Source organism: Acidimicrobiia bacterium (assembly GCA_040881685.1).
Lineage (GTDB): Bacteria > Actinomycetota > Acidimicrobiia > IMCC26256 > PALSA-555 > SHVJ01.
On sequence record JBBECS010000039.1, the window covers coordinates 16,958 to 34,125 of the forward strand.

General features: G+C 69.6%; 14 protein-coding genes and 1 tRNA gene. 2 read left to right on the forward strand and 13 right to left on the reverse strand.

Going from position 1 to position 17,168, the window contains the following annotated elements; genetic code table 11:
* Positions 1-50 precede the first annotated feature (50 nt).
* A complete protein-coding gene (eno, locus tag WEE69_10035; GenBank protein MEX1145631.1) occupies positions 51-1,343 on the reverse strand; it encodes a phosphopyruvate hydratase in 1,293 nt (430 codons plus the stop codon).
* 167 nt (positions 1,344-1,510) lie between these two features.
* Between eno and WEE69_10040 the strand changes: the two genes are divergently transcribed.
* On the forward strand, positions 1,511-2,731 hold the full coding sequence (locus WEE69_10040) for a cytochrome P450 (GenBank protein ID MEX1145632.1): 1,221 nt from the start codon (positions 1,511-1,513) through the stop codon (positions 2,729-2,731).
* Here WEE69_10040 and mazG read toward each other — a convergent pair.
* From mazG to WEE69_10080, 8 genes are all read right to left on the reverse strand, one after another.
* Positions 2,718-4,199 carry a nucleoside triphosphate pyrophosphohydrolase gene (mazG, locus tag WEE69_10045; protein ID MEX1145633.1) on the reverse strand — a complete coding sequence of 494 codons (1,482 nt, stop codon included), beginning with the start codon at positions 4,197-4,199 and terminating at the stop codon, positions 2,718-2,720. The two genes, WEE69_10040 and mazG, sit on opposite strands and share 14 nt — an antisense overlap.
* Before the next feature lie 4 nt (positions 4,200-4,203).
* Entirely contained in the window at positions 4,204-5,097 is an 894-nt protein-coding gene (locus tag WEE69_10050; GenBank protein MEX1145634.1) for a peptidylprolyl isomerase, read from the reverse strand.
* Positions 5,098-5,109: 12 nt separating this feature from the next.
* On the reverse strand, positions 5,110-8,517 hold the full coding sequence (gene mfd, locus WEE69_10055) for a transcription-repair coupling factor (GenBank protein MEX1145635.1): 3,408 nt from the start codon (positions 8,515-8,517) through the stop codon (positions 5,110-5,112).
* Positions 8,518-8,576: 59 nt separating this feature from the next.
* Positions 8,577-9,188: an aminoacyl-tRNA hydrolase gene (gene pth, locus WEE69_10060; GenBank protein MEX1145636.1), complete on the reverse strand. Its 612-nt coding sequence runs from the start codon at positions 9,186-9,188 to the stop codon at positions 8,577-8,579.
* A gap of 3 nt (positions 9,189-9,191) precedes the next feature.
* Complete coding sequence (locus tag WEE69_10065) at positions 9,192-9,875, reverse strand: 50S ribosomal protein L25 (GenBank protein ID MEX1145637.1); 684 nt, start codon at positions 9,873-9,875, stop codon at positions 9,192-9,194.
* Positions 9,876-10,039: 164 nt separating this feature from the next.
* Complete coding sequence (locus WEE69_10070) at positions 10,040-11,023, reverse strand: ribose-phosphate diphosphokinase (GenBank protein ID MEX1145638.1); 984 nt, start codon at positions 11,021-11,023, stop codon at positions 10,040-10,042.
* Between the two features lie 2 nt (positions 11,024-11,025).
* Positions 11,026-12,459 (reverse strand): bifunctional UDP-N-acetylglucosamine diphosphorylase/glucosamine-1-phosphate N-acetyltransferase GlmU, encoded by a 1,434-nt coding sequence (gene glmU / locus WEE69_10075; protein MEX1145639.1) that lies wholly within the window; start codon positions 12,457-12,459, stop codon positions 11,026-11,028.
* 24 nt (positions 12,460-12,483) lie between these two features.
* Positions 12,484-12,554 (reverse strand) — tRNA-Gln (locus WEE69_10080).
* A gap of 106 nt (positions 12,555-12,660) precedes the next feature.
* Between WEE69_10080 and WEE69_10085 the strand changes: the two genes are divergently transcribed.
* Positions 12,661-12,762, forward strand: coding sequence for an AURKAIP1/COX24 domain-containing protein (locus tag WEE69_10085; GenBank protein MEX1145640.1), 102 nt, complete (start codon positions 12,661-12,663; stop codon positions 12,760-12,762).
* A 5-nt stretch (positions 12,763-12,767) separates the two neighbouring features.
* Here WEE69_10085 and WEE69_10090 read toward each other — a convergent pair whose 3' ends face one another.
* The 4 genes from WEE69_10090 to WEE69_10105 all read right to left on the reverse strand — a co-directional run.
* A complete protein-coding gene (locus tag WEE69_10090; GenBank protein ID MEX1145641.1) occupies positions 12,768-13,679 on the reverse strand; it encodes a hypothetical protein in 912 nt (303 codons plus the stop codon).
* The gene (gene rsmA / locus WEE69_10095) at positions 13,676-14,512 is read right to left on the reverse strand and encodes a 16S rRNA (adenine(1518)-N(6)/adenine(1519)-N(6))-dimethyltransferase RsmA (GenBank protein ID MEX1145642.1); all 837 of its coding nucleotides are present in this window, start codon (positions 14,510-14,512) and stop codon (positions 13,676-13,678) included. Before rsmA ends, WEE69_10090 begins: the two co-directional genes overlap by 4 nt.
* A 40-nt stretch (positions 14,513-14,552) precedes the next feature.
* A complete protein-coding gene (locus tag WEE69_10100) occupies positions 14,553-16,139 on the reverse strand; it encodes a transglycosylase family protein (GenBank protein ID MEX1145643.1) in 1,587 nt (528 codons plus the stop codon).
* Positions 16,140-16,345: 206 nt separating this feature from the next.
* Positions 16,346-17,168: TatD family hydrolase (locus tag WEE69_10105; protein ID MEX1145644.1), on the reverse strand; the 823-nt coding region annotated here is incomplete at its 5' end.

The following is a 17,168-nucleotide window of genomic DNA, read 5'->3' on the forward strand; positions in this document are numbered from 1 at the left end:
TCCGCGCTTGCGCGGCTCTGTGGCGCGGGACGTGGGGGTGGCGGCGCGCGTCACCCATGACGACCAGCGCCTCGTGCCAGCGCCTCGCCACCGAGGTAGGCGGCGCCGGCGTCGAGCTCCTCCTCGATGCGGAGGAGCTGGTTGTACTTCGCGGTGCGATCGGTGCGCGCCGGGGCGCCGGCCTTGATCATCCCGCAGTTGGTCGCGACGGCGAGATCGGCGATCGTCGTGTCCTCGGTCTCGCCGCTTCGGTGCGACATCACCGACGTGTAACCGTGGCGGCGCCCGAGCAGCATGGTGTCCAGAGTCTCGGTGAGCGTTCCGATCTGGTTGACCTTTACGAGGATCGAGTTGGCAACGCCGCGGTCGATCCCTTCACGCACGCGCTCGGGGTTGGTGACGAACACATCGTCACCCACAAGTTGCACGCGGTCGCCGATTCGCTTCGTGAGCGTGGCCCATCCGTCCCAGTCGTCCTCGGCCATGCCGTCCTCGACCGACAGGATCGGATACCTCTCGCACAAGCCGGCGAGGAACTCGGCGAACTCGTCGCTCGTGAACTCCTTGCCTTCACCTTCGAGGCGGTACCGACCGTCGGCGAAGATCTCGGTGGACGCGACATCGACCGCGAGCGCCATCTCGTCGCCCGGCGTGAGACCCGCGGCCTCGATCGCCTCGATCAACAACGTGACGGCCTCTTCGTTGGACGGGAGGTCGGGCGCGAAACCCCCTTCGTCACCGAGCGCCGTGTTCCAGCCGCGAGCGTGCAACAGCTCGCGGAGCGCGTGGTACGTCTCCGAGCCCCAACGCAGCGCTTCACCGAAGCTGGCGGCGCCGACCGGCATGAGCATGAACTCCTGCACGTCGACGTTGCTGTCGGCATGCGCACCCCCGTTGATCACGTTCATGAGCGGCATCGGCAGCACGTGCGCGTCGGCACCCCCCAGGTACCGGTACACGGGCAGATCGCATTCGTCGGCCGCGGCCTTCGTGACCGCGAGCGAGACCCCGAGGATGGCGTTGGCGCCGAGCCGGCTCTTCGCGGGCGTGCCGTCGAGCGTGCAGAGCTCGTCGTCGATCAGCCGCTGATCGAGCGCGTCGAGCCCCGTGACCACGTCACAGATCTCTTCGTGGACGTGGTCGACGGCCGAGCGCACACCCTTGCCCCGGTAGCGGTCACCGCCGTCCCGCAGCTCGAGCGCCTCGTACGCCCCGGTGCTCGCCCCACTCGGCACCGACGCGCGCCCGCGCGCGCCCGAGAGGAGCTCCACCTCTACCTCGACCGTGGGGTTCCCACGAGAGTCGAGGATCTCCCTTGCGATCACGTCGACGATCTCGCTCACGAACGGGCTCCGAGCCCGCACTCCCCCGACGGGTGTGGGCTCTGTGGCTGGTGTGACGGGGGTTGCCCAGGGTACCGGCCGAGGACCGGCCTGGGAAGGGCATCGGGCCTGGCCGAGCACCAACCCTGGCTGGCGGTCCGCTCACCGTGCCGTCCGTACACTCTGGCATGGCGGTGGCCGACGAGCAGGTCTTCCTGAACCCCTTCGAGCCTGGCTTCTTCGACGACCCGTACAGCCAGTACCGACGCCTGCGCGAGCTGCGGCCGGTCCATCAGAGCCCGTTCGGCCCGTGGACGCTCACCCGCTACGACGATGTGTCACGCCTGTTGCGCGATCCGTCGCTCTCGGTCGAGGACCGCAACGCAGCGGTTGACCGGCGCGCCGACCTCTTCCCCGGCGACGACGAACGCCAGCGACGCGGCTCGCTCGCCATCCTCAACCTCGACCCACCCGACCACACCCGATTGCGACGACTCGTGAGCAAGGCCTTCACGCCGCGACGGGTCGAGCAGCTCTTCCCGCGGGTGGAGAGCCTGGTCGGCGGGATGCTGGACGCGGTCGAGCCGGCCGGGACGATGGACGTGATCGCAGATCTTGCGTTCCCGCTGCCGTTCGCGGTGATCTCCGAGATGCTCGGCTTGCCCGAAGGGGATCGCGACCAGCTGCGCGGCTGGTCGCACACGCTCGTCAAGACGTTCGAGCCGCTCTTGACTCCCGAAGAGGTGCCCGAGCTCATGGCCGCGAGCGACGCGATGGCCGAGCACGTGACCGAGGCGATCGAGTGGAAGCGCGGCGCACCGGCCGATGACCTGCTCTCGGCGATGATCGCGGTCGAGGAGGAAGGCGATCGCCTCTCCACCGAGGAGCTCATCGCCCAGGTCGTCCTCTTGTTCGTCGCCGGCCACGAGACCACGGTGAACCTGATCGGCAACGGCACGCTCGCGTTGCTTCGTCACCCCGACCAGCTCGCCGCGCTCCGCGACGATCCCGACCTGATCGGCAACGCGATCGAGGAGCTGCTCCGCTTCGACTCCCCGGTGCAGTTCTCGCGGCGCATCACGCTCCAACCGCTCGAGATCGACGGGCAGCACATCGAGACGGGATCGTTCGTGTTCACGATGCTCGGCGCGGCCAATCACGACCCCGCGCACTTCGGTGAAGATGCCGACGAGCTCGATCTGCGCCGTCGCGATTCGCCGCACCACGTCTCGTTCGGGGGCGGCATCCACCACTGCCTCGGGGCGGTGCTCGCGCGTGCCGAAGCGCGTGTAGCGATCGGCGCGCTCGTGCGTCGCTTCCCCGCGATGGCGCTCACCGCAGACTCCCAGGCATGGAACGGACGCCTCGTGCTCCGCGGCCTCGACGCGCTGCCGGTCACGCTGGGCTGACCGACACCTCCAACCAGAGCGCCTCGACGTCGCTGGGGCTCATCGTGTGGAGGTCGAGGCCACGCTCGGACGCGATGCGCTCCATCGCCTCGAAGCGGTCCCGGAACCGTGCGGCCCAGCCGCGCAGTGCCGACTCGGTGTCGACGCCGAGCCCTCGTGCTAGCGCGACCGCTGCGGCGAGCAGCTCTCCGAGCGTCGTCTCGGCGTCGGCATCACCACCGCGCAGCGAGGCCGTCGCGCCATCGATGCGCTCCAATGAGCGACCCACGTCGCCCGGGTCGAGCCCAACCGATGCCGCCTTTCGGAGGAGCTTGTGTGCGTAGAGCAGTGAGGGAAGCCCCGGCGTGATGCCGGCGACGATCGACTGCGCACCCTTCTCGGCCTTCTTGATCTGCTCCCAGTTCGCCATCACGTCATCGCTCGTGGCCGCGGCAACGTCACCGAACACGTGCGGGTGCCGGTGCACGAGCTTGTCGTGGATGCCCTGGGCGATCTCGGCCATGCCGAACGCGCCCGCCTCGTCGGCGAGCACCGCGTGGAAGATCACCTGGTACAGCAGGTCCCCGAGCTCGTCGACGAGCGCGACGTACGCGGGGTCGTCGGCCGCGACGCCATCGGGTGCATCCGCCGGCAGCCGCTCGACCGCCTCGACGACCTCGTACGACTCCTCCAACAGGTACCGCGTGAGCGAGTGGTGCGTCTGCTCGGCGTCCCACGGGCAACCTCCGGGGCGACGCAGTCGCTCCGCCAGCGCCAGCAGTCGCGCCAGCTCTCGCGCCGCCGACGCAACCGGCGCCGGTACGAAGATCGAGGTGAGATGGTCGGGCTCGACGACCCGATCGAGGTCGGCGAGCGCGACCTCGCGCACACGCTGGTCGGGGAGCCCGAGGTGCGCGAGCACGGTGACGCGCGTGTCGGACGCGAGGCCTTCGAGCAGTGCGATCTTGAGGTCCGAGAGCACGAGTGTGTGGTCGCACTGGGCGATCAACATCGGACCGCTGGCTGCCGTGATCCCGTCGAGATCGCGCGCGTCGGCGAGACGGGCACCACTCTGCATCGGGTCGACGCCGAGCGTTGCCCACGCGATGTCGGCGAACGACAACCCGGGCACCACGTCGAGGTGGACACGACCCGCCGCGGCCGCTTCGTGCAGGAGGCCGACCGTGCGCTCTGCGACCCCGGGACTCCCGGGTACGGCGTACGCGACGGCACCGTGCTCGGATGCTTTCGTGATCAGCGTCTCGACGATGGAGCGGTAGACCTCGTCGAGATCATCCCCGGCGTCGTAGCGGTCATCGAACGAATCGAGGGCGAGCCCCTCTTCCCGGAGCTCGACCACCGCGGGGTGACGCGCGGTGCGCGTGTATCGCGGTTCGCAGCCAACCAGCGCCGCGCGCGCTGCGGGGGTGACGAGATCGGCGCCCCCCGGCCCGAGTCCGACCACGACGACCCGGCCCGGCTCCCCCATCGGCTCAGCCCGCGGCGGTCGTGGCGGCTTGCAGCACCTGGGCGGTCGCGGCGTCCCACCGGCCGTAGCGAGGGTCGAGCTCGATCGGCACCCGGCCGATCCGTCGCAACACCACGGCAATTGAGGCCGCGTCGAGATCGGTTTGCGCCGGCGTGTCGGTCACGAGGATCAAGTGGAACCCGAACTCGGTCGCAACCGGCCCGGACACGACACCGACCTGCGCTGCCTCGGCGGCGGCGAGGAAGGGCGCCACCGCGTCGCCAAGCTCGTCGAGGCAGCCGAGTTGGCCCCCGACCTCGGCCGAGCCGGGGTCGGTCGAGCGCTCGACCGCGAGCTCGGCGAAGTCGGCGCCACCGGCAAGCTCGGCTGCGATCGCGCTTACTTCCGCCTCGGTCTCGACCAGGATGTGCGACACGAAGCGCGCCGAAGGGCACGCGCTCAGCACCGCGTCCTGGACAGAGCCGGACGGGTCATCTTCGAGTGACCGCTGGAGCGCGCGCAGCGACGCGAAGCCATGTGATAGGCGCGCGCGCATCTCGGGTGGCAGCTCGCTGAACGAGGGCACACGCGCGAGCCCAGTGGCGGCCCGGTCATCGGCGGTGACGCGCTCACCCCGTCGTGACAGCTCGTCGATCGCATACGTGGTCACGATCCGGAAGCTCAGCCAGCCCGCCGACAGGTTGGACGGGACCGACGCCTTCGCTGCGAGCACCTCTTGACCCACGAGACCCGCGGCGAACTCGGGGTTCCCGGCAAGGGCTTCGAGCTCGGCGTCGACTTCGGACTGCGACACTTCGTGGTTGGCCACCGTGAACGCGTTCGGTCCGTCACCGGCCGCGAGCACGACTGCACCCACGACGAGCGCGACGACCAGAGCGAGTGTGAACAAGCGCTGCATGAGCCGCCGACTCTACTTTTCCCACTCGGGCGGAATCAGTTCGGCCAGCAGAGACGTGAGCGTGGCAGCCGTCTCAGGCGCGGGCGCGCGCAACGGTACGAGCACCTCCTCGCGGCTCACCTTGGACCCGGGCGCAAGCCGGTTGAGCCGCACCTTCTGTGAGTCACGCAGCGTGAGCCCACGGATGCGCGCCGCATCGCCACCCACCACGACGCTGCGCACACCGAGGCGCACGCACTCCGCGCGCAGCCGCGCCGCGTCGAGCAGCGCCTCGGCCGGCGGGGGCGGCGGCCCATAGCGATCGCTCCACTCGCTGCGCACGTCTTCGACGTCGCTCGGGTCGGTGACCGCGGCGAGGCGCCGGTACGCCTCCATGCGCACGTCGTCGCGCGCCACGTAGTCACGCGGGAGGTGGGCATCGACGGGCAGGTCGATGGTGACCTCGATCGGCTCGGGCGGCACCTCGCCCGTGAGCTCGCCCACCGCCTCGGTGACCATCTGGCAGTAGAGATCGAAGCCGACGGCCGCGATGTGGCCTGACTGCTCGCCGCCCAGGAGGTTGCCCGCACCACGGATCTCGAGATCGCGCATGGCGATCTTGAACCCGGAGCCGAGCTCGGTGAACTCGCCGATCGTCTTGAGCCGCTCGTAGGCCTGCTCGCTGAACGAGCGATCGGGCGGATGCAACAGGTATGCGTACGCGCGCTGGCCCCGTCGCCCGACCCGGCCTCGCAGCTGGTACATCTGCGCGAGACCCAAGCGATCGGCGCGGTCGACCACGAGGGTATTGACATTCGGGATGTCGAGACCACTCTCGACGATGGTGGTGCACAGCAGCACGTCGAACTCGCGCTCCCAGAAGTCGAGCACCACCCGTTCGAGCCGTGCCTCGTCCATCTGACCGTGGGCGATCCCGATGCGCGCCTCGGGCACGAGCTCGTGCAGGTGCTCGGCAACGAAGTCGATGTCCTTCACCTGGTTGTGCACGAAGAACACCTGCCCCTCGCGGAGCAGCTCGCGCCGGATCGCTTCCGCCACGGCCCGGTCGTCGTACTCGCCGACGTAGGTGAGGATCGGCTGGCGCTCCTCCGGCGGCGTGTTGACGAGCGAGAGGTCACGGATCCCTGTGAGTGAGAGCTCGAGGGTGCGCGGGATCGGAGTAGCCGAGATCGTCAGCGCGTCGACGCTCGTACGCATCGACTTGATGCGCTCCTTGTGCTGCACGCCAAACCTCTGCTCCTCGTCGATCACGAGGAGACCGAGGTCGCGGAACGCCACGTCGTCCGAGAGCAAGCGGTGCGTCCCGATGACCACATCGACATCACCACTCGCGACGCCATTGACCACGGCCGACTGCTCTTTCGGCGACAGGAACCGGGAGAGCACCTCGACCCGAACCGGGTAGTTGGCAAACCGGTCACGGAACGTCTGGCCGTGCTGGCTCGCGAGCAAGGTGGTCGGCACGAGCACCGCGACCTGCGCGCCGTCCTGCACCGCTTTGAACGCGGCCCGCACCGCGACCTCCGTCTTACCGAAGCCGACGTCACCGCACACCAGCCGGTCCATGGGCACGTCGCGCTCCATGTCGCCCTTCACGTCGGCAATCGCCTTGACCTGGTCTGGCGTCTCCTCGAACGGGAACGCCTCCTCGACCTCGTGCTGCCAGGGCGTGTCGGGACCGAACGCGCGCCCAAGGCTCGCGAGTCTGCGCCGGTACAGCACCACGAGCTCCTGAGCGATCTCCCGGACCGCGGAGCGCACGCGCGCCTTCGCCTTCTCGAAGTCGGCGCCTCCCATGCGGTTCAGCGTCGGCGTCTCGCCGCCGGTGTAGCGCCGAACGGTGTGCACCTGGTCGGTGGGGACGTAGAGCTTGTCGTCGCCGCGGTACTCCAGCAGCAGGTAGTCGCGCGCGGTGCCGCCGATGGCACGCTGGACCATTCCCGAATAGCGAGCCACACCGTGCACCTGGTGCACGACGTGATCGCCCGGCGTGAGCGCGTCGTAGAGGTCGGCGCCGCGCCGCGCACCTCGGGGTCGTCGATGCACCCGCCGACGGCCCGTGAGATCAGCCTCGGCCACCACCGCGATTCGAACTCCGGGTACGACGAAGCCGCGGTCGAGGGGCGCGACCACGGCGCCGATCACACCCGGCTGCACCGCGTCGTGCAGCATCTCGACGCCCTCGTCAGCCAAGACCTGGCCGAGCCGCGCGGCCGACCCCTCCCCGTCGGTTGCGAGCACGACCTGGAAGCCGTCGCCCGCCAGCCGCCGGAGCCGTTCCGCCAACGTGTCGCTGGCGCCGGCCACGGGGTCGAACGCGGTGGCCGCGAGGTGCGGCGTGGCCGGCCCCTCGGGCGCGGACAGCACGTTCGTCGCGCCCGCGCTCGTGTGTGCGAGCAAACGGTCGAACGGCAGCGAGAGGCGTGGGAACTCGCGGCCCTGCGCGCCCCAGGTTGTCGCGAGCGTGCTCGCGAGCGCGGCCTCCTCGTCGAGCAGCTCCCGCGCGCGGTCGCGCATCCGTCGCGGCTCGCACAGCAGCACCAACGCGTCGCCAGGCAGCAGGTCGGGCAAGAGATGCTCGTCTGCGGTCAACCAGGGCAGCCATGACTCCATGCCGTCGAACGTGTGGCCGTCGGCGAGCCGCTCCCAACTCTCGGCCCCCCACGGCTCCGTGGCTACAAGCGCGGCCGCGCGTTCCTGCACCTCCGCGGTGGGAAGCAGCTCGCGCGCCGGGAACACCTGCACCTCGGTGACCTCGTCCGTCGAGCGTTGGTCGGCCACCGCGAACGCACTCAGCCGATCGACCTCATCGCCCCATAGGTCGATGCGGACGGGATGATCGTCGTTGACGGGGTACACGTCCACGATCGATCCTCGGACCGCCACCTCACCGCGCGCTTCCACCTGGTACTCACGCCGGTATCCAGCAGCGACGAGCGACTCGACGAGACCGTCGCGGTCAACGACGTCCCCCTTGCGTGCCACGATCGGCTCGACCTCTTCGACGTGCGGCCCGAGCCGCTGCACGAGCGCGCGGACCGGAGCGACGAGCACGAGCGGAGGCGCTCCCGTGCGCAATCGCCACAGCACGCGCTGGCGGCGTCCCATCGTCTCGAGCGACGGCGAGACGCGCTCGAACGGCAGCGTCTCCCACGCCGGGAACGTCTCCACCTCTCCTGGTGGCAGGAAGCATGCGAGGTCGTGGGCGAGGCGCTCGGCCTCGGCACCCGTTGGCACCGCCACGAGGATCGGGCGTCGGGTGGTCAGGCGGGCGACTGCGGCACTGAACACGGCCCGAGCCGCGTCTGGCACCGCCACGACCGGTGCGCGGGCGATGACGGCGCGCACCGCCGGCTCCTCGGCGAGGAGCGTTGCGATGCCAGCGAGCGGCGGGGCGGCAGCTGTGTCAGTGGTCGTCATGGGCGCGCGACAGCGCCGGGAACGCGCTCGCGCTCCCGGGTATCCTCGCCAGCGTACCGCTAGGCGTTGTACTTGTTCATCGCCGCTTGGACGCCGTCCGTTGCGATGAGCTCGACGGCGTCGGCAGCTTGCTCGAGGGTCACGTCGATCTCGGCGCGCTCGCGCTTGGAGAACCGACTCAGCACGTGGTCGGCGCCGTGCTCCTTCGCGGTCGGCTTGCCGACGCCGATGCGAACGCGCTGAAAGTCATCGGAGTGCAGGTGGTTCTGGATCGATCGCAGGCCGTTGTGCCCTGCAAGTCCACCGCCCGACTTCACGCGCAGCGCAGCAACCTGAAGGTCGAGCTCGTCGTGCACCACCACGAGCTGCTCGGGGGTCACGCCGTAGCGGCGCACCAACAGCCGCACCGACTCACCGGAATCGTTCATCCACGTGAGCGGCACCGCCAGCGCGACCCGCCGCCCCCCGACGTGCACCTCGTCGGCGAGCGCCCGCTCCTTGCCACGGCGCAGACGTGCGCCGTGACGCTCCGCGAGGAGCGACACCACGTCGGTACCGACGTTGTGCTTGGTGTGCGCGTACTCATCGCCGGGATTGCCGAGACCAACGACCAAGAGGTCGGCCGCGGTGCCCGTGCGCGGTGCCGACGGCGCGCGACGCCGCCGCAGCACGCGTTACTCCCCGCTGCCCTCGTCGTCGCCACCCGACTCTTCGGCCGGCGCTTCGCCCTCGGCACCCTCTTCGCCCTCGAGGCCCTCTTCGCCCTCGAGGCCCTCTTCGCCCTCTTCGGGAACCTCTTCCTCGACGACGCGAGGCGCGATGACCTGGGCCACCAGCGTGTCGGGTTCGAGCGTCGTGGTCACACCCGCGGGCAGCGAGACCTCGGTCATGCGGATCTGGTCGCCGATGAACAGGTGGGACACGTCGGCTTCGAGGTCGTGCGGGATGTCTTGCGGCTTGGCTTCGACCGGGATGGAGAACACGAGCTGCTCCAGCACCCCGCCGTCCTTCACGCCGGCGGGCTCGCCGGTGAGACGGAGTGCGACATCGGCCGACACCGCGACGTCGGTGCGAACCCGGATGAAATCGACGTGGAGGAGCTGGCCCTTCGTCGGGTGGCGCTGCACCTGCCGCGCGAGCGCAAGGGCGTCGTCGCCACCGACCTTCAGCGTGATGAGCGTGTTGGCGCCGGCAGCCAGGATGTGGTTCAGCTCGCGAGCCGGCACGGTGACTTCGAGGGTGTCGCTGCCCAGGCCGTAGACGACAGCCGGCACGAGACCGGCGCGACGCAGGCGTCCGGCCGGTCGCGAGCCGCGCTCAGCCCGCGGTTCGGCAAAGAGGGTGATGTCGTCAGCCATGAGCCAGATATTCTGCCCGCTGCGAGCGCTTCAGACCAACTGCGGCACCGGAAGTAAGCGGAGCGCTCGGGGCGGCGAGCGAGCGAAGCGAGTGACCTCGCAGGCGCTGGCGAGCGTCCCGAAGGGCGGCGTCGGGTATCCAGACGCCGAGCGAGCGCGCCGAGTCAGGTGTTGTCGCCGCGGAAGATCTCGCTGACGCTCGTGTCCTCGAACACCGCCTTCAGGGCCTCGGCGATGATCGGTGCGATCGAGAGCACACTCAATGCATCCCATCGCTTGTCGGTGGGGATCGGCAGCGTGTTGGTGACGACGACCTCGCGCACCGGCGCGTTCTTGAGCCGGTCGACCGCAGGACCCGAGAGGATGCCGTGGGTCGCCGCGATCGTGACGTCGTTTGCCCCGCGCGCGTGCAAGAGGTTGGCTGCGCTCGTGATCGATCCCGCGGTGTCGATCATGTCGTCGACGAGCAAACACGAGCGGCCGTCGACATCACCGATGACCTCGACGGCCTCGGCGACGTTCTGCGTCCCTTTCGGGCGCCGCTTGTCGATGAACGCGAGGTCGGTCGTGACACCGTGATCATTGAGGTAGCTCGCGAATCGGTGGGCGAGCTTGCCGGCACCCGCGTCGGGTGCGACCACCGTGATGTCCTTGCCCACAGAGCCGGAGAGGTGCTCGGCGAGGATCGGGACCGCGGTGAGGTGATCGACGGGGAAGTCGAAGAAGCCCTGGATCTGGCCCGTGTGCAGGTCGACGGTGACCACCCGATCAGCGCCAGAGACACTCAAGAGATCGGCGATGAGCCGCGCCGAGATCGGTTCGCGCCCCGAGGCCTTCCGATCTTGGCGCGCGTATGCGTAGAACGGGATGACAGCAGTGATCCGCTTCGCCGACGCGCGCTTGGCTGCGTCGAGCATGAGGAGCTGTTCGAAGATCCGATCGTGGATCGGCTCGCAGTGCGTCTGGATGATGAACACGTCGGCACCGCGGATGCTCTGGCTGTACCTCGGCAGCATCTCCCCGTTCGCGAAGGTCGAGTGCGCGACCTCGCCGAGTGGTTCGCTCAGGCAGTCCGAGATTTCTCCCGACAGCTCGCCGTTCCCCTGCCCGGCGAACAACATGAACGACTTCTTGGAGACGAGCTCCATCGTCAGCTGCTCCCTTCCCCGTCGAGCTCCCCGGCCTCATCTGCGGCGCGCCGCTTCGCCCAGCCTTCTTCGATCTCGGCCGGAACACCCTTGGCCAGCGCGCCCGCGGGTACGTCGCGACTGACGACCGCGCCCGCGCCGGTGTACGCGCCCTCGCCCACCTCGACCGGGGCGACCAGCACCGTGTTCGACCCGATGCGCGCATCTGCGCCCACGACGGTGCGGTGCTTCTCGCGACCGTCGTAGTTGGCGGTGATCGTGCCGGCGCCGATGTTGGCGCGCGCCCCGATCTCGGCGTCGCCGATGTACGCGAGGTGCGGCACCTTGGCACCTTCCCCGATCTCGGAGTTCTTGACCTCGACGAAGCTGCCCACGTGCGCGTCAGCGGCGATGTGCGACCCGGCGCGCAACGAGGCAAACGGTCCGACGGTCGCCCGGTCGCCGATCTCGCTCTCTCGAGCCACCGTCTGGGCGACGACCGCGTCGGAACCGACGATGGTGTCGACGAGCCGGCTGTCGGGCCCGATCACCGTGCCGCTGCCGACGACGGTGCGGCCCTCGAGGATCGTGCCCGGCAACAGCTGCACCTCGGGCTCGAGCTCGACCATCGCGTCGATATAGGTGCGCGCGGGATCGGTCATCGAGACGCCTTCGCGCATCCACCGCTGGTTGATCCGGGAACGGAGGACGGTCTCGGCTGCAGCGAGCTGCGCGCGATCGTTCACACCGAGCGTCTCGGTCGCGTCCGCGGCAGGCGCACCGACGACGAGGTGCCCGGCTTGGCGCAGCACGGCAACAACGTCGGTCAGGTAGTACTCGCCTTGTGCGTTCTCCGGGCTCAACCGGCGAAGTGAGGGCGCGAGGAACGCGCGTCGGAAGCAGTAGATCGAAGGGTTGATCTCGGTGATCTCGAGCTCGGCCTCGTTGGCGTCGGGTTGCTCGACGATGCGCTCGACGCCGTCGCGGGCATCGCGGATCACGCGGCCGTACCCCGTGGGGTCGTCGAGGTGGGCGGTGAGCAACGTGGCTGCGGCGTCGGCGAGACGATGCTCGGTCGCGAGATCCGCAAGGCTCCCTGAGCGCAGCAGGGGTACGTCACCGGCGAGCACCAGCACGTCGTCTTCAGCGTCGAGCGTGTCGGCGAAAGCAGTGAGCCCGACGCTGGCCGCGTCACCGGTGCCGCGTTGCACACGTTGCTCGACGAACTCGATGGGGATCTCGGTGGCGAGCTGCTCTTGCACCATCTTGGTGACGCGCTCGGCGCCGTGACCGACGACCACGACGATGCGCTCGAGGGGGAGGGCGATGAGCGTGTCGAGCACATGGAGCAGCATCGGGCGGCCGCACAGCGGGTGGAGGAGCTTCGGCGTCGCCGAACGCATCCGAGTGCCTTCTCCCGCGGCGAGCACCACCGCCGACAAGGGTCGATAGGCCACCGCGACACCTCCTCCTCACGAGCGCTCGGGGGCGAGGTTTCGAACCTCGACTTGGGACTCCAAAGGACCCCGTGCTGCCGTTACACCACCCCCGACCGGTCGACTCGACCCTACCCGTCAGCCGTGCGAAAACGAGTCAACCTTTATTTGCGGTCCCTGATGTGACACCACAAGACCGCACGACTAGGTTGCCACGACGCCATGGGCTCCCTGATCAAGAAGCGCCGCAAGCGCATGCGCAAGAAGAAGCACAAGAAGCTGCTGAAGAAGACCCGCTGGCAGCGGCGCCAGCAGGGCCGCTAGCGCGCTCAGCCGCTCCCGAGACGGACACCACGCGACACGGTGGCCGCCGGTGTGACCGGAACCCTCAGGCGACGTTGCACGCGACGCGCGTATGACGTGGCGTCCAAACCGTCGCCCACCGGCACGACGTAGGCCGACCCGCTCCCCGCGAGGAGCGCCGGCGCCTCTGCCGCGGCTTCGAGCTCTGTCCGGAACTCGGTGAGCCGCGGCTCCACCGCTTCGGCGGCAGGCTCGAGGTCGTTCGACAGCTCGGGCAGGACCTCGGCGATCTCTCCCGTTGCCGCGACTCGACGGGTCGCGGCCGGCCGCCCCAGGTCGTCCCATGCGCGGTACACGTCCGACGTCTGGAGGCGAAACGGCGGCAGGGCGACGAGGAACGGCAAGCCGATCGGCAGGTCAACCGGATCGAGCTTCTCGCCGCGGCCCCGCATCCACGCCGCGCCACCCTCGAGGCAGAACGCGACGTCGGAGCCGAGCTTCAGCCCCAGCTCCCACAAACCGCGGTCGTCCATGTCGATCTCGAGCATGCGGCGCACGGCGACCAACGTCGCGGCCGCGTCAGCCGAACCGCCACCGAGTCCGGCTCCGGCTGGGATCTTCTTGCTCAACGTGAGAAGCACGCCGTGACCGGATCGCCCCGCGCGCACGAGCAGCTCGTCGGCCGCGCGTGCTGCGAGGTTCGTCATGTCATTGGCCACACCTTCGGTCTCACCCCGCATCTCGAACGTGACACCGCCGGGGTGCGGAACTGCGCGGACCTCGACGACGTCATGTGGATCGCTGATGGACACGGTCAGGGCTTCGATGTCGTGGAACCCGTCGTCGCGCAACGCCCGAACCCGCAGCGCGAGCGTGAGCTTGCTGTACGCGGTGGCCCGGACGCGCCCCAGCCTCCCGGCGGTGGTGAGCTCGTTCATTCGGCCGCCGACCGCGCGACCGCTGCCCACGCTTCAAGATCGAGCTCTTCGGCACGCGCCGTGGGTGCGACACCGGCCCGCTCGAGGACCGCCTCTGTGCGATCTCCGAGTGCACTCGCCAACGCACGCCGCAACATCTTCCGCCGGTGCGCGAAGCCCGCGCCCACGAGCTCGAACATCGCCGCGTACGACGGAACCTCCACCGGTGGCGTCGCGCGCCGTTCGAGCTGCACCAGCGCTGAATCTACATTCGGTCGCGGCACGAAGACGGTCGGGGGCACCGCCCCAACGATACGCGCGGTTGCGTGATACGCCACCTTCACCGTCACCGCGCCGTACGCCTTCGTCCGCGGCGCCGCCGCCAGTCGCTCCCCCACCTCGCGCTGCACCATCACCAGCAGACGTGTCACCGTGGGCGCTTCCTCGAGGACGCGCGCGACGACTGGTGTCGCCACGTTGTACGGCAGGTTCGACACGCACGACCACGGACCGTCACGGAGTCGCCCGGCATAGTCCCAGGTGAGGGCGTCCCCCGCCTCGGCGGTCACGTTGGGCGCGGCGCCGAGCACGGCTTCGAGGACCGGCACGAGGTGGCGATCGAGCTCGAGCGCATGAACGCGGGCTCCGGCTTGGGCCAGCGCGAGGGTGAGCGAACCGAGTCCCGGGCCGATCTCGAGGACACGGTCGCCTCGCTCGATTCCGGCGAGCCGAACGATGCGGCGCGCCGTGTTCGCGTCGGCCAGAAAGTTCTGCCCGAGCGCGCGGCTCGGCCGGATCCCGTGCTCGCGCAGGAGCGACCGCACGTCGGACGGGCTCAGCGCGTCGCGAGTCATCACGTCCGAAGAAGTCGAGATCGAGGCCGGTATGCGGACGTTAGAACTGGCGCTTTCCGTCGTCCTTCGTGTACCCCAATGTCTTGGCGCAACCCCACGCACCCCAACCGTGCTCGGCGAGGATCCGCTCCGCAACGATGATCTGCTGGTACTTCGTGGCGTGGCCGGCATTCTTGGCCCACCCCTTGTCCTTCAACGCCGACCAGTTGTCGTACCAGATCCCGAGCGCGCCCTGATAGACGGGTTTGATGATGTCCCATTTCAGTTCGCCGGCCTTCGGGTGGGAAGGCCCGTAACGACCGGTCTCGCACTCCGCGATCTTGTCCCACCTCGAGTCGTACTTCACCCCGTAGTACGTGATCGTCGGGACGGCTGGCTCCACGTCGACGGCGCCGGTGGCCACCCGGCCGGTCACCACGCCGTTCTGACGAATGATCAGGTACGTCACCGTGTGCACACCCGGCTTGCCCCGGACGACCCGGTTCGGCGCGGTGACCGCCACGTTCGGGTCGGGGAACATCTGATCCGGGAGCGAATACACCTCGTCGACGGCTTCGGTCTCGTTGCGGTTGCGGTTGACGGCGATGGCCACCTTGTCCCCGTCGGCAGCCACGGCCGGCAGTACGTCGGCCACGCCGTAGGGACTCGTGGTGTCGATGTCGTCGAGCTTGACGTCGTACGCCGCGAGGAGCTCGGCCACGGTGTGCACGGGGGCGTCGTATTCGATGAACTCGCTGTCGACGACGAGCACGCCGGTCTTCCTCGTGCGCACGGCGACGGCCGTGGATTCGTCGATCCGATTCGGTGCGTCGAGCACTCCGAGCGCAGCGCCCCCGGCGTTGAGCTGGGCGGTGGCGTCCTCGAGGAAACCGTCCGCGTGACGATAGGTCGTCTGCACTTCCCCAAGCGTCCCGTCGAAGTTCACCGGAACCGCGAACGCGCGCAGCACCCGCACGGTCATGTTGTTGTCGATCGGCGTGCTCGCGTCGGGTGTGGTCCGGTCGAACTCACCGAGCGCCACGTTCTGCTCGACGAGCAGGTCACCCACCGTGTCGACACCTGTCTCGGCGGCGATCAAGCGTCCATCGACGCGCACGTCGACGTCTGCGCCCTTGTCGAGGAGCGTTCTGACGCCCAGAAAGGCGCCGCCCATGGTCGCGACCACGGCCAGGCTGGTCAGGACGGCGCGTGTCGGGAAGTGGAAGCGGCGGGCGCGGCGGGGGCGACCGCGCGGGGGCCCACCCTGATCACCGCTGGCCGCCGGCTCGGGATCGAACTCGGGGAGCGGCAGCCAGGCGGTCGCGTCGTGCGGCTCGGCCCGCGCCGGCGACGGGAGGCCGACCGGCACCTCACGCGGCGCCGTCGGGGCGACGGTCGGGTCGGGCACGAGCAGCGTGTCCACCGACGGGAGCTCCTCGACCTGGGGCAAGGGCAGCCAGGCGGTCGCGTCGTGCGGCTCCGCGCGGGCGGGTGACGGGAGGCCCACCGGCACCTCACGTGGCGCGGCCGGCTCGACGTCGGGGTCGGGGACGAGAAGTCGGTCGAGCGGTGGGAGCTCGGCGAAGTCGGGCAGGGGCAGCCACGTGGTCGCGTCGTGCGGCTCGGCTCGCGCCGGCGACTCGCGCACCGCGTCGGCAACGTGCGCGCTCGACGGTCGAATCGCTCGCCGACGCACATGCCGGTGCAGGAAGCGTCCGCGGCGCGGCTCCGGCTCGGTGATGGTTGTCCGCCCTCCGTGGCGCTGGAGCTGGCACGCCCGCGACAGGACGCCACCAACTCGATGGGATTCATTGCAAAATACCCCAAGACCGTGCCGCCGGGACGGCCCGCGGGTCAGAGGCCTTTGATCAGCCCAAACGCAGCGTCTGCCGCGGCCGTGGTCGCCGCGGCGACGTTTTCCACAGGCTCACCGAGTGCGGCCGCGAGCGCCTCACCGACGAACGTCACGTAGGCAGGCTCGTTCTCGCGGCCGCGGTGAGGCACGGGGGTCAGGTACGGCGAGTCGGTCTCGACCAGCACGCGGTCCAGCGGACACAGCGCCGCCGCGGCGCGCACGTCGTCGGCGTTCGGGAACGACACGATGCCGCTGAATGACAGCCGCGCCCCGAGATCGAGCGCGCGCCGGGCTTCGTCGGGGCCGCCCGTGAAGCAGTGGAAGACGGTACGCGCCGGGACTCCCTCGTCGGTGAGCACACGAAAGGTGTCGTCCCACGCCTCTCGCGAGTGGATCACCAGCGCGCGGTCGAGCTCGTGAGCACGACGGATCTGCGCTCGGAAGGCTTCCTCTTGGACATCCGGCTCCGAGTGCCGGTAGTGCAGGTCGAAGCCGGCTTCGCCGACGGCGACGACGCCGTCGCTCGCGGCCAGCGCCTCGAGCTCGGGCCACTGCTCCGCGAAGCTCGACGCGTCGTGCGGGTGGAGCCCGACCGTGGCTCGCACGTCGGAATGGCGGGCGGCGAGGTCCACGGCCGCGCGCGACGACTCGACGTTGGTGCCCACCACCACCATCGCGGTGACACCTGCGGCCCGTGCCCGTTCGATCGCGGCGTCGGCCCCGCCGGTCGCCCACTGCACATGGCAATGGCTGTCGATCCACACCATTGGCTCGCTCGCTGCGGCGGAGGGTACCTCCGCCGCGGGCGCTTGCTCCCCCGTG

Excerpts from the sequence above, each read along its gene's own strand:
- WEE69_10040 (MEX1145632.1), top strand. The coding sequence starts at position 1,511 with ATGGCGGTGGCCGACGAGCAGGTCTTCCTGAACCCCTTCGAGCCTGGC.
- mazG (MEX1145633.1), bottom strand. The coding sequence starts at position 4,199 with ATGGGGGAGCCGGGCCGGGTCGTCGTGGTCGGACTCGGGCCGGGGGGC.
- WEE69_10050 (MEX1145634.1), bottom strand. The coding sequence starts at position 5,097 with ATGCAGCGCTTGTTCACACTCGCTCTGGTCGTCGCGCTCGTCGTGGGT.
- mfd (MEX1145635.1), bottom strand. The coding sequence starts at position 8,517 with ATGACGACCACTGACACAGCTGCCGCCCCGCCGCTCGCTGGCATCGCA.
- WEE69_10065 (MEX1145637.1), bottom strand. The coding sequence starts at position 9,875 with ATGGCTGACGACATCACCCTCTTTGCCGAACCGCGGGCTGAGCGCGGC.
- WEE69_10070 (MEX1145638.1), bottom strand. The coding sequence starts at position 11,023 with ATGGAGCTCGTCTCCAAGAAGTCGTTCATGTTGTTCGCCGGGCAGGGG.
- WEE69_10085 (MEX1145640.1), top strand. The coding sequence starts at position 12,661 with ATGGGCTCCCTGATCAAGAAGCGCCGCAAGCGCATGCGCAAGAAGAAG.
- WEE69_10090 (MEX1145641.1), bottom strand. The coding sequence starts at position 13,679 with ATGAACGAGCTCACCACCGCCGGGAGGCTGGGGCGCGTCCGGGCCACC.
- rsmA (MEX1145642.1), bottom strand. The coding sequence starts at position 14,512 with ATGACTCGCGACGCGCTGAGCCCGTCCGACGTGCGGTCGCTCCTGCGC.